The 12,803-nt window shown below is 37.6% G+C and carries 9 protein-coding genes; 3 read left to right on the top strand and 6 right to left on the bottom strand.

Going from position 1 to position 12,803, the window contains the following annotated elements; genetic code table 11:
- Positions 1 to 2: 2 nt before the first annotated feature.
- The 4 genes from JKP34_RS03235 to truA all read right to left on the bottom strand — a co-directional run bounded on the left by JKP34_RS03235 (position 3) and on the right by truA (position 5,008).
- Positions 3 to 938 (bottom strand): ABC transporter ATP-binding protein, encoded by a 936-nt coding sequence (locus JKP34_RS03235; protein WP_201917658.1) that lies wholly within the window; start codon positions 936 to 938, stop codon positions 3 to 5.
- An 89-nt stretch (positions 939 to 1,027) separates the two neighbouring features.
- Positions 1,028 to 2,434: a GAF domain-containing protein gene (locus JKP34_RS03230; protein ID WP_201917656.1), complete on the bottom strand. Its 1,407-nt coding sequence runs from the start codon at positions 2,432 to 2,434 to the stop codon at positions 1,028 to 1,030.
- A gap of 52 nt (positions 2,435 to 2,486) precedes the next feature.
- A complete protein-coding gene (locus tag JKP34_RS03225) occupies positions 2,487 to 4,259 on the bottom strand; it encodes an ABC transporter ATP-binding protein (protein ID WP_201917654.1) in 1,773 nt (590 codons plus the stop codon).
- On the bottom strand, positions 4,256 to 5,008 hold the full coding sequence (gene truA, locus JKP34_RS03220; protein WP_201917651.1) for a tRNA pseudouridine(38-40) synthase TruA: 753 nt from the start codon (positions 5,006 to 5,008) through the stop codon (positions 4,256 to 4,258). Before truA ends, JKP34_RS03225 begins: the two co-directional genes overlap by 4 nt.
- 168 nt (positions 5,009 to 5,176) lie before the next feature.
- Here truA and JKP34_RS03215 point away from each other — a divergent pair, with 168 nt between their 5' ends.
- Positions 5,177 to 8,134: a glycosyltransferase family 117 protein gene (locus JKP34_RS03215; RefSeq protein WP_236664873.1), complete on the top strand. Its 2,958-nt coding sequence runs from the start codon at positions 5,177 to 5,179 to the stop codon at positions 8,132 to 8,134.
- A 114-nt stretch (positions 8,135 to 8,248) separates the two neighbouring features.
- Here JKP34_RS03215 and JKP34_RS03210 read toward each other — a convergent pair whose 3' ends face one another.
- Both JKP34_RS03210 and JKP34_RS03205 read right to left on the bottom strand, forming a co-directional pair.
- Positions 8,249 to 8,530, bottom strand: a complete 282-nt coding sequence (locus JKP34_RS03210; RefSeq protein ID WP_201917649.1) for a DUF427 domain-containing protein — start codon at positions 8,528 to 8,530, stop codon at positions 8,249 to 8,251.
- A gap of 52 nt (positions 8,531 to 8,582) precedes the next feature.
- A complete protein-coding gene (locus JKP34_RS03205; protein WP_201917647.1) occupies positions 8,583 to 8,816 on the bottom strand; it encodes a hypothetical protein in 234 nt (77 codons plus the stop codon).
- Positions 8,817 to 8,897: 81 nt separating this feature from the next.
- Between JKP34_RS03205 and JKP34_RS03200 the strand changes: the two genes are divergently transcribed.
- On the top strand, positions 8,898 to 10,925 hold the full coding sequence (locus JKP34_RS03200; protein WP_201917645.1) for a protein-disulfide reductase DsbD family protein: 2,028 nt from the start codon (positions 8,898 to 8,900) through the stop codon (positions 10,923 to 10,925).
- A gap of 60 nt (positions 10,926 to 10,985) precedes the next feature.
- The gene (locus JKP34_RS03195; RefSeq protein ID WP_201917643.1) at positions 10,986 to 12,788 is read left to right on the top strand and encodes an ABC transporter ATP-binding protein; all 1,803 of its coding nucleotides are present in this window, start codon (positions 10,986 to 10,988) and stop codon (positions 12,786 to 12,788) included.
- The last annotated feature ends 15 nt before the right edge of the window (positions 12,789 to 12,803 follow it).

The following is a 12,803-nucleotide window of genomic DNA, read 5'->3' as shown; positions in this document are numbered from 1 at the left end:
ATTTATTGTGCGGAAGCTTCTACTTCCAGGTGATTGTCTTTAACTAATTTGATGAAAATGTCGCTGATTGAAGGGATTTCTTCATGGAATGATATAATTTCTACATCATGCCCAAGCACTGCCCTTAGTAATTCCGATGAGCTGGCACCTTCATTCAATTTTAATTTAGCATGATGGATGCCATTCAAATCCTGCTCACTGGAGAGTAACTGGTAGCCACCATTATCGGCCAGCTGGTTGCCTTTATAAGCTAATTTGAAAATATGCGACTTGTATTCATCTTTGATGGCGCTCTTTTCTCCTTCAATTATTTTCTCAGATTTATTGATTAAAGCAATATGGTCGCAAAGCTCTTCCACCGATTCCATTCTATGTGTACTGAAAATAATGGTAGACCCTTTTTCACGCAGCTTTAAAATTTCATCTTTAATCAGGTTAGCGTTTATAGGATCGAATCCTGAGAAAGGTTCATCCAAAATAATCAGTTCAGGCTCATGCATAACAGTAGAAATGAACTGCACTTTCTGTTGCATACCTTTAGAAAGATCTTCCACTTTTTTACCCAACCAATCACCCGCTTCAAATCTTTCCAGCCACTCTTTAATGCGTTTTTTAGCATCACTTTTCGAGAGCCCTTTTAACTGCGCCAGGTATAAAAGCTGCTCGCCAACTTTCATCTTCTTATAAAGTCCTCTTTCTTCCGGCAAGTAGCCAATAGTACCGATATGCTTTGGAGAAAGTTTTTCACCATTAATAGTGATTAGGCCTGAATCAGCATCAATAATCTGGTTAACAATTCTGATGAAAGTACTTTTACCAGCTCCATTTGGTCCTAGCAATCCATAAATTGATTGTTTTGGAATAGCCAGATTCAAATCATGAAGGGCTACATTCTGATAAAAGGTTTTATTAAGGTTTTCTGCAGTAAGTATATGCACAATTACAATAGTTTAATTGCTAACAAATGTATTTAAAATGTGTAGGTAACCTATAAAAATTACAAGAATGGTTTAAAAAAATGATTGTTTTAATCGGTTTCGAGTTCTGCCAATCGGCTTAATGCCTGCGCTTTCTCTCGCTCTAATTCTTTTATTTTTTCAGCCATCTCCTTTTGCTGTCTTTCCTGTTCCTCCTGAGTGGCTTGTAATTCCTCCATATTCTGGCGCATTTCTTCTTCCTGAGATCTGAGTTGCTCTGACTGCTCCTGAGTTTCTTCTAAGAGTTTCTTGGTGCGCTCATTTACTTTAAAGTTATTAAGCGTCATTGCAATGTTTTCTCCTAACTCCATCATAAAATCAATCTGATATTGTTCAATTTCTTTAAACGAAGCTATTTCAAAAATACCGTAAACCTGTTCATTCACAATCATAGGCGTTATCAGGATTGATCGTGGATTTGCATCACCTAACCCACTTTTAATACTGATGAAGCTATCAGGTACCTCAGTTAGATAGATATAGTCCTTTTCAAGGAAACACTGTCCTATCAACCCTTCACCAGCTTGTACGCGGTGGTCAAGTCGTTTTTTGCGCTCATAAGCGTAGGCTGACTTAATATAAAGTTCTTGCTCCTGCCTGTCTTTGGTAGTATCATCATCCAGCAGGAAAAGAGCCCCTTGGCTAGCTTCCATATACTTTACGATGTAAGCAATTATTTTATCACACAATTCATCTAGGTCATCTTCAACCCTTAGTAAATTGCCAATTTCCGCCAGACCGCTGGTTTTCCAATTTCTTTTTGATTCTTCCTTTTGAGCTACTTCTAAATCAGAAAGGGTTTTAGTCAACTCCTGCTCCTTTTCCTGCGCTCGCTTATTCTCCTCTTCAATTTCACTTAATAATTCGCTGGTTCGCTTGAATTGCACAAGATTCAGATATTTCAAGAAAATAATGATAAAAGCACCAACCATAACAGCTCCTGCTATGATGGCAAAATACAGCCAGCCCGTATCAAAAATAGAGCTATCTAACTCCGTGTTGAAATAATTATTGAGCTCCTCAATGTAAAAAAGTAATAAAAAAGAGAAGAGGAAAGGACCTAGCCAGTAAACCAATCTTCTGATATCAAATACTGCAAAAGGTATTAAACAAGCAATAGCCTGAAAAACGTAAATTTCATTACGTGGTGGTTCACCGGGTTGCATAATTGTAGCATGAAGTACTGCAATTACAATTGGCGGAAACAGGCTTATACCGAAACGGGTAAGCCGATGAAATCCGAAATAAGAGAAAGCAAGGTTAGCAGCATAAAGTACAAAACCTAACAGGCAATAATTTATAATCTCAGGAATCAGGAAAAAAGAAATCACACTGTAGGTGATAATGATTACCAAAAAAGCACTTGTGAGATAGTTGCTGAGCCTTATTTTATTTTTAAGGTCGTCATCCATTTTTTGTTTTGTACCTATGGAACTCAGCCAGTTGATAATATTCATGTCCTAAAAGTTGCAGTTCAGGACTCAAATTAGTGAATTGGACTGATAAAAACTAGAGCGTTTCTTTATACTGCATAGCGTGAAGCTGAGCATAGAAACCGTCCTTTTCAAGGAGTTCATTATGCGTGCCTGTCTCTTTTATTTCACCCTTATCAAGCACAATAATTTTATCAGCACTTTGTATAGTTGATAACCTGTGCGCAATAACGATGGACGTTCTACCCTTCATCATCTTCTCAATGGCACTTTGTATAAGCTCTTCCGTTTCAGTATCTACTGAAGAAGTAGCTTCATCCAACACAATAATTTTAGGATCATACACCAATGCTCTTACAAATGAGATTAGCTGGCGCTGACCTACCGATAAAGTAGCTCCACGCTCCATCACATTATATTGAAAACCTCCGGGCAGTTTTTCTATAAATTTTTTCGCACCTACTATTTCAGCAGCATGTTGTAGTTGCTCTTGTGTTATATCAGGATTGCCTAAAGTAATATTGTATTCTATGGTATCTGAAAAGAGAAAAACATCTTGAAGCACAACCCCAATGTTCCGCCTTAAATAATCGAGGTCATAGTTTTTGATATCTTCTTCATTAATGGTAATACTTCCACTTTGGATATCGTAAAATCTGCTCAATAAATTAATTACTGAAGATTTACCAGCACCAGTAGCACCTACCAAGGCTACAGTTTCTCCTTCCTTTACTTCGAAAGAGATATCTCTTAAAACAGTTTCATCCTCATTATAAGCGAAGTCTACATTTTTAAACTTGATATCTCCTTCTATTTTTTCAGGTTGCAAGTCACCATTATTTGGAATATGCTCTTTATTATCCAGCAGGTTAAGAATACGGCTTGAGCTTACAATACCCATTTGAAGTGTGTTGAACCGATCGGCAATCAAGCGTATAGGCCTAAAAAACATTTGAATGTAAAGAATAAAGGCCACCAACATCCCTAAAGAAATCCCTGTCTCTATCTCATTAATTACGCCTTTTGAGCCATACCAAACTAACAAACCAATACCTGTTGCCTGAATTACTTCAGCTACCGGAAAGTAAATGGAATAATAAAGTACTGATCTGATATTAGCCTTTTTATGCTCTTTGTTTATTTCCTCAAAAGCTTCATACTCTCTTTTTTCAGCCGTGAATATTTGTACGATGGACATGCCACTCACATGCTCCTGAACAAATGAATTTAAGTTAGACACAGCATTACGCACCTCATTAAATGCTACTTTAACTTTTTCTTTAAAGATGTAGGTACTAAGGAAAAGTAGCGGTAAAGTTGCTAATGAAACTAAAGTCAGTTTCCAGCTCATGGCAAACATCATCCCTAAGATTACTAATATCTGGAGGGCATCACCGATCATTGCAGCTAACCCCTGACTGAATACATCAGACAATTGCTCAACATCTGAAACATTTCGCGTCACTAATCGGCCAATGGGTGTTTTATCAAAGAATTTTAATCTGAGGCCTAATAAATGTCTGTAAAGTTTTAGCCTGATATCTCTCACAATATATTGACCAATCCAGCCGGAAAGATAGGTATGGCCATATTGCACTACGGCCTGAATAATCAGTAAGCCTACAAGCAAGGCCATCAACCAAACAAGTCCATTAAAATCTCCGGAAGCAATAGGCCCGTCAATGGCCTTCTGTATTAAATAAGGTCTGGCAGGAGCCAACACCGCCACGGCAATGGTCAGAAACACCAAAAAATAAAAATTACCCTGATACGGTTTCACATATTTATACAGACGCTTGAGTACATCTGTATCAATAATGTTTCCGCTCTTTATATTATCTTTCTTCAATCTGCTTTATATATTTTTTGAGGATATTTTACTGAGGTAAGAAACAAACCATGGGCTGGCACCGATCTCCCTGCAGCCTTTCTATCTTTACTTTCAATAATATTTTTAAATCCCTCTACTGTTAAATTGTGCAGGCCAACTTCCAATAAGGTTCCAACAATTGTTCGGACCATACCTCTGAGAAACCTGTTCGCACTAACGTGGAAAACCAAAAGCTCGTTGTGAGGTTTCCAAATTGCCTCAAATATTTCGCAATTAAATGTATTTACATCAGTTTTTACTTTGCTGAAGCTCTCAAAGTCAGTAAATGCTTTCATACTTTCAGCAGCCTCATTCATCAGCGGAACATCCAATGAATGAGTGAAATAATAACTTAAATCCTGAGTGAAGGCATTTTTCTTTGTGTTGATGTGGTATTCATAGCTTCGGCTCACTGCGTCAAAACGTGCATGAGTATCTTCATTAACTTCCTTATAATCAGACACAGCAATATCGTGTGGTAGTAATTTATTAAGCCTATAAACAATTTGCGAAATATCAATATCGTTAGGCAGTTCTAACTGAAATACCTGCGCAGTGGCATGTACACCAGTGTCTGTGCGTCCACTTCCTAAAATGGCTGTTTCGGTTTGTAATAAAGTACTTAATGACGTTTCGATTTTCTCCTGCACGCTAACCGCATTGGGCTGTTTTTGCCAACCATGGTAGGCAGTTCCTTTATAGGCCACTGTGAGGAAAAATTTTCGCATGTTGCAAAGATGTATAAAAATGAATGCTATTACTGCATTCTTGCTGTAAAATGGCAAATGACATACAATATTTACCGCCAATCAGTTGAATTATATAAAACTTTTGTTAATCCATGTCCTTAACAGCATTATTTCTTATTTTCGCCTCAATTTGAAAACTTTAACCCTATGATGAACTCATATCAGAAAATAAACAATATAGTCGGTTGGCTTATCTTCATTGTGGCCTCAGGTGTATATATCTCTACCATTGAGCCTGTCGCCAGCTTCTGGGATTGCGCTGAATTTATCGCCAGTGCCTACAAATTACAGGTACCTCATCCCGCAGGTGCTCCAATGTTCTTATTGATAGGCCGTATGTTTTCAATGTTTGCTGCCAGCGATGTAGAGTCAGTTGGTTTTGCAGTAAACTTAGTGTCAGCCCTAAGTAGCGGCTTTACTATTCTGTTTTTATTCTGGTCTATTAATTTATTGGCGCACAAAATCATGGGTATAAAAGTAGGTGAAGCTGATAGCGCACAAACTTTAAGAATTATCCTTGCTGGTGCCATCGGTAGTTTAGCATTTACTTTTTCTGATTCCTTTTGGTGGTCAGCAGTAGAAGCTGAGGTTTATGCCATGTCATCATTCCTGATAGCACTTGTTTTCTGGGCAATGCTTAAGTGGGACGTGATAGAAGAGGAAGCTCAAGCCAACAGATGGTTGATTCTAATAGCTTACATTATAGGACTTTCCATTGGTGTTCACTTGTTAAACATTGTGGCACTTCCTGCATTAGGACTAATTTATTACTTCAAGAAATACCCTAAAGTAACCTTTAAAGGTGTTGTTTATGCACTTCTGATCAGTTCAGGTATTTTAATACTCATCTGGCAATTTATCATTCTAGGCTTACCGGGTTTGATTGGCAAGTTTGAAATATTCTTTGTGAATACTATTGGACTTCCATTTGGTTCAGGAGCCCTAATATTCGGAATTATCTTATTAGGTGCTTTTGGTTATGGAATATACTGGTCGGCTAAAACAAGCAGGATTAACCTTAACACTTTCCTACTGGGTTTATCCTTTATCATAATCGGGTACTCATCGTACTTTGTAGTATTGATTCGCTCGCAGTACAATCCTCCGATTGATCAGAATAATCCTGAAAACGTGATGAATCTATTATCATACCTTAATAGAGATCAGTATGGTTCACGTCCTTTATTAAGCGGGCAATATTTTGATGCAGAAGTAATCTCTCAGGAAAAAGGAGCTCCTATTTACACTAAAGGAGAAGATGAATATGAGATTACAGATTATAAAATAGAAACTAAGTACGATCCTAAGAGAACCACCATTCTACCAAGAATGTACAGTGCAGCTCCGGGTCATGCTGAAGAATACCGTAGATGGACTGGTTTAAGACAAAATGAAAAACCAAACTTCACCGATAACCTGGTATTTATGTTCCGCTATCAATTGGGGCATATGTATTTTAGGTATTTAATGTGGAATTATGCCGGCAGAGAAAGTGATATTGAAGGTGCCGGTTGGAAAACCATGTTTGCCGACAACTCTGATCTACCAGAACAGATTAAAGAAAACAAAGCCAGAAATAACTTCTGGATGTTGCCATTTATTCTAGGCATTGTCGGCTTACTTTATCATGCTAAAAAGGATGAAAAAGGATTCTCTGTAGTAGGTTTATTTTTCATTTTAACTGGAGTTGCTTTAATACTCTACCTAAACTCGCCTGCCACTGAGCCTAGAGAAAGAGACTATATTTATGTAGGATCTTATTATGCTTTTGCCTTCTGGATAGGCTTCGGAGTCTTAGGTTTAGCAACTGCTTTTGAGAAAGCGTTGAAAAATCCTAAAGTGGCAAGTATTGCTGCTGGTGTTCTCTGCTTAATAGTTCCTGGTATTATGGCCGCTGAAGGTTATGATGACCATGATAGATCCGACAGATATTTCTCTGTAGATGCTGCCAGAAATTACTTAGCATCATGTGCACCTAACGCCATTCTATTTACCGGAGGTGATAATGATACTTTCCCGCTCTGGTTTATACAAGAAGTGGAAGGATTCAGAACGGATGTACGTGTAATCGTGCTGAGTTATTTCAATACAGACTGGTATGTAAACCAGATGAGACAGAACTCATACGATTCTGAGCCTATTCCTATGAGCTTAAGTGAAGAGCAAGTGAAGCAAGGTGGCTTGAACGATTATTTGCCTTACATGAGTAACTCTGGTATTAAAGGCGCTATTCCTATTGACAGATATTTAGACTTAATCAGGAAAAATAATCCTAGTCTGCAAATACCTACTTCAGTTGGTAAGTACAATATGTTGCCATCCAAAACTTTAACCATGGCAATTGACACTAATCAGGTTAAATCTTTAGGTCTTATTCCTGAAGACAAAAAGCAATTTATGGTGGATAGAATGACCTGGAATGTGAAAGGTAATGGTCTGGAGAAAAAAGACCTGATGATTCTTGACATCATGAATGAAAACAATTGGGAGAGACCAATCTATTTCAACACCACTTCTCTGAACGGAGTAAAAATGGATTTGAGAAAGTATGTAATTCAGGAAGGATTGACCTACAGGCTATTACCAATTGAAAAACCAAATGTGAACGCTGAGTTTGTTAATACTGATGTGATGTATAATAACCTGATGAATGATTTTAGCTTCACCAATACTGCAGATCCTGAGGTTTATTATAACCAGAATTACAGAAACTTCTTCTTAAATCATAGATCTGTATATGCTTCTTTAGCCACTTCTTTAGTGCAAGAAGGTCAAGATGAAAAAGCTGTTGAAGTAGTTGACTATATCATGAAAACTATTTCACCTGAAGCTGTACCGATGGATATTACCGGGCTCGATTTTGCTCAGGTATACTTTGCCACAGGTAATGATGAAAAAGGACTTGCTTTAGTAGAAGGCATGTGGAAAGATAATTATGAGCTATTCAATTATTTAATAGATCATGAATTGCCTTACATGAGCAGAGAAAGACAGATCAGTATTGCGGTACTTTCTCAAATCGTTCAGATTCTTCGTCAGTACGACTTAAATGAAAAGGCTCTTGAATATCAGGATGAGATAAGAGTGCTTTACGAAAAGATGTAAATCAATTTTAAGATATAGGATACGGAAAAGGGAGCTCATGGCTCCCTTTTTTATTGTACTAGATATTCATCCCATGACTTTGAGTCATAGGATGAATTTAATATATAACTACATTCACTCCTTCACTTCAACACCCTTCCAAAAAGCCACATAGTTCTCAATATTCTTAGCCATTTCTTTAGTTTCAGGATAATACCAGGCTGCATCCTTATTTTCTTCTCCATTTACCTTTAAAGTATAATAAGAAGCTGTTCCCTTCCAGGGGCAAACAGTGTGATAATCCGTCTTGGAAAAATATTCATCCTTAATGGCACTGGGCGGAAAATAATGGTTTCCTTCTATGACAATGGTATCATTGCTTTCGGCTATTACTGTATCGTTCCAAATTGCTTTCATGGGTATATTATTTAGTTAATACTTCTTAAACGGCTAAGTCAACAAAGGTTCTTTAGGCTTCTCTCAAATTATCCATTCTTATTCTAAAAATCACTCCTTGACCAAAGAGGCAAATTCCACTATTAAAAACTATCAGGGCTGCTGTTCCATAAAAAATCCAGTTTAAGCTTTCCGAATTATTCATTCTGTAAAGAGCTGCATCAATAGCCATACTCAAGCCTGCACCCAATAAAATCAGTCCTGATATGGCAAATAAAAGCCATTTAATTTTTAGCGCTTCCATCATATCAATTTAGGTTGAACAAAATTATATTATCTTCGTGTTGAATAGTTGTCTGTATTGACCAATAAAATGATATAATTGTTTATGAAGAGGTTATTGGGAACCCTGCTTATGGCAGGTTTATTTTTGTCCGCTGGTTTCTCACAAATTGAAAAACCTATCTCCTGGAAGCAGGAACTTTCTAAGGCAGAAGCGGCCATTGAGAAAGGTGACACCTTAACCATTTCTTTTAAAGCTGAAATCGATAAAAACTGGTATTTATATTCATCTGATTTTGATCCTGATTTAGGACCTATTGTTACCACTTTCGAATTTGAAGAAAACGACACCTATCAGCTTGTAGACAGCATTATTCCTATCAACCCTTCAAAAGGTTATGATGAAATTTGGGAAGGAGAATACACTTATTTTAAGAAAGAAGGAGAATTCCAGCAGAAGGTAATTATTTCAAAAACTCCTTTCTACATAAATGGAAATTATAACTACCAAGTGTGTTCCGATATTGATGGAAAATGTATTCCCTTTGATGAAGATTTTAGTTTTGGCAATGCTTCAGCTGTAGAAAAAAAAAGTGAGGTAAAAGCAAGTAAAGCTCCTTTAAAAGGAGAGAAAGAAAAGTCATTACTCAACCAACCTGATCCCACCACTCCTTATTCCTTATTAGGTTTCATGTTTGTAGCCTTCCTAGGGGGACTAGCAGCATTACTCACTCCTTGCGTTTTCCCAATGATACCTATGACGGTTACCTTCTTTACAGGAAGGGCCAAAACGAGAAGAAAAGCTATCAGTAATGCCATTATTTACGGATTATCAATAGTCGTAATTTATGTGGTTGCGGGAACCGTTGTAGCAGTTATTAACGGACCGGAATTTGCCAATTGGCTGAGCACACATTGGTTACCCAATGTTTTCTTCTTTATTGTTTTCTTTGTGTTTGCACTCTCCTTCTTGGGGCTTTTTGAAATAAACTTACCATCGAGCTTAGTTAATAAAATGGATGCCAAAGCTGACAAAGGTGGCCTTGGTGGTATATTCTTTATGGCTTTCACTCTAGTGTTGGTTTCATTCAGTTGTACAGGGCCAATTGTAGGAAGTATTTTGGTAGAATCAGCAGGTGGTCAGGTAATCAAACCATTGGTAGGCATGTTTGGCTTCTCAATGGCCTTTGCCATACCGTTCTTCTTATTTGCAATATTTCCTGATTGGTTAAAAAGTTTACCAAAGTCAGGCGGCTGGTTGAATTCAGTAAAAGTAATTTTAGGCTTTTTAGAACTTGCTTTAGGCTTAAAATTTTTAAGTGTTGCAGATCAGGTATACCATTGGGGCTTACTGGATAGAGATATTTACCTGGTATTATGGATTGTGATTTTTGCCTTTATGGGGCTTTACCTTTTAGGTAAAATTAGGCTACCAAATGACAGCCCAATAGAAAAATTATCAGTAGGTCGTTTAATGCTGGCTTTAATAACATTCAGTTTTGTGGTTTACATGATTCCTGGATTGTTTGGTGCTCCGCTAAAAGCTCTTGCTGGTTACTTGCCACCAATGAGTACACATGATTTTAATATTACAGAAATCGTAAGAGAAAGCAGCTCTGGCAATGCCATCTCAAGTTCGGAAGGCACATTGTGTGAGGAACCTAAATATGATGAGTTCTTACACTTTCCACATGGTATCGAAGGGTATTTCGATTACGAGCAGGCGCTCGCTTGTGCTGAACAACAAGGCAAACCAATTTTTGTAGATTTCACAGGCCATGGCTGCGTAAACTGTCGTGAAATGGAAGCAAGGGTATGGTCAGAGCCGGAAGTACTTTCCAGACTGAAAAATGACTTTGTAATGCTTGCACTTTATGTGGATGAGAAGAAGGAGCTTCCTGAGAGTGAATGGTATGTAAGTGAATACGATGGCAAAACGAAAAAGACTATTGGCAAGCAAAACGCTGATTTTCAGATAACCCGATTCAATAATAATGCACAACCTTATTATGTATTGCTTGATGCTAATGGAGAACTATTAGTAGAGCCAATAGCTTATGAAACCAACGTGCAAAAATTCGTAGATTATTTGGAATCAGGCAAAAAAGAATTCAACACACAGAATCCTAATTAAATAAAATTATCTGTTGTAACTTTGCGCGGCATAAATTTTAGATAGAAGAAGAGCTAAGAAATGGCAAAAAGTAGAAGAGGAAATACACTTTCAGAAGAAGAAAAAAGGCCACTAAATAAGGAAAACTTCAGGAAACTTTTCGGGATCTTTAGGTTCATAAAACCTTATAAAGGTTACTTCATTGCCGGATTATTCTTCCTTTTAATTTCGAGCACGACACTTTTAGGCTTTCCTTATGTTACTGGTAAACTAGTAGATGTAGCCCAAGGTGAAGCCAACGGAATTTTCTCTAATATTAATAGAGTAGCTATATTACTAATAGCCATTCTGGCTGTCCAAAGCATCTTTTCTTTCTTCAGAGTTTACCTTTTTGCACAGGTGAGTGAACGTTCAATGGCCGATATGCGCGTTTCTCTTTACAAGAAGCTGATGGAATTACCAATGACTTTTTATGACAGCAAACGAATTGGCGAATTAACAAGTAGAATAACCACAGATATAGCCTTATTACAAGATACTTTTTCAGTAACGCTTGCAGAGTTAATTAGGCAAGTATCAACCCTGATAATTGGAACAGCCATCATTTTCTATGCAACGCCAAAACTATCGGTATTCATGATAGCAACCTTCCCTGTGCTAGTAGTTGCAGCCATGTTTTTTGGAAAATTTATCAGAAAGCTCTCAAAGAAGACACAGGATGAATTAGCGGGGGCCAATGTAATTGTAGAAGAGACTCTACAGTCTATTAATATTGTGAAGGCATTTACAAGTGAGCTAATGGAAGTTTTACGCTATAGAACTTCCATGGATAAAGTGGTTAAAATTGCCCTTAAATCTGCGACTTATCGAGGTGCCTTTATCTCCTTCATTATATTCTCAATGTTTGGCGGTATAGTTGCCGTTATGTGGTATGGTGCTTCTCTTGTGCAAGCAGGTGAAATGAGTGTTGGTGATCTTTTAAGCTTTGTGCTTTATACAACCTTTATAGGTGGATCCATCGCAGGCTTAGGCGATCTTTATGGGCAACTTCAAAAAGCCATTGGAGCTTCTGAGCGTGTGATGGAAATTATAGCGGAAGAAGGCGAACAAATCGTAGATGAAACAGAGCACACCAATCAGGTTGAAGGATTAATTAACTTCAATAAAGTTTCATTTTCATATCCTACCAGACCTGATGTGGAGGTTTTGAAGAACTTATCTTTTGAGGTTCAGGCAGGAGAGAAAATCGCTTTGGTTGGTCATAGCGGTGCAGGTAAGTCAACCATCATTCAGCTACTTATGCGTTTTTATCCAATTAATGGCGGAGAGATTTCTGTGGATGGTAAAAACATTAACAATTATGATTTATCAGCTTTCCGAAAAAACATAGGCATTGTCCCACAAGAAATTATTCTTTTCGGAGGCACAATTCGCGAGAATATAGCTTATGGTAAGCCCAACGCTACGGAAGAAGAAATAAGATCGGCAGCTGAACAAGCTAATGCCATGCTTTTTATTGAAGATTTCCCCGAAGGACTTGATACAATAGTAGGTGAGCGTGGTGTAAAACTATCTGGTGGACAAAGACAAAGGATTGCGATTGCAAGAGCCATACTTAAGAACCCTAAAATCCTTATCTTAGATGAAGCTACTAGCTCATTGGATGCAGAGTCTGAACATTACGTTCAACAGGCCTTGGACAAATTGATGAAGGGTAGAACCACCATCATTATCGCGCATAGACTAGCAACTATCCGTAAGGTAGATACCATTTATGTACTTAATAACGGACAGATAGCTGAACAAGGTACGCATGACGAATTATTGGCTACATCTGATGGCACCTACAACAACCTGGTAAAACTTCAACTACAAGACTCTTAATGAATATTCAATATC

Origin of the sequence: Marivirga atlantica, from assembly GCF_016734805.1 — a bacterium.
In the GTDB taxonomy this organism is placed as follows: domain Bacteria; phylum Bacteroidota; class Bacteroidia; order Cytophagales; family Cyclobacteriaceae; genus Marivirga; species Marivirga atlantica.
Note: the sequence above shows the minus strand (reverse complement) of the source record. Positions and strands in the feature narration are given on the sequence as shown.

Coding starts and splice junctions, on each gene's coding strand:
- truA (WP_201917651.1), bottom strand. CDS start 5,008: ATGCGAAAATTTTTCCTCACAGTGGCCTATAAAGGAACTGCCTACCAT.
- JKP34_RS03195 (WP_201917643.1), top strand. CDS start 10,986: ATGGCAAAAAGTAGAAGAGGAAATACACTTTCAGAAGAAGAAAAAAGG.
- JKP34_RS03230 (WP_201917656.1), bottom strand. CDS start 2,434: ATGAATATTATCAACTGGCTGAGTTCCATAGGTACAAAACAAAAAATG.
- JKP34_RS03215 (WP_236664873.1), top strand. CDS start 5,177: ATGATGAACTCATATCAGAAAATAAACAATATAGTCGGTTGGCTTATC.
- JKP34_RS03205 (WP_201917647.1), bottom strand. CDS start 8,816: ATGATGGAAGCGCTAAAAATTAAATGGCTTTTATTTGCCATATCAGGA.
- JKP34_RS03210 (WP_201917649.1), bottom strand. CDS start 8,530: ATGAAAGCAATTTGGAACGATACAGTAATAGCCGAAAGCAATGATACC.
- JKP34_RS03200 (WP_201917645.1), top strand. CDS start 8,898: ATGAAGAGGTTATTGGGAACCCTGCTTATGGCAGGTTTATTTTTGTCC.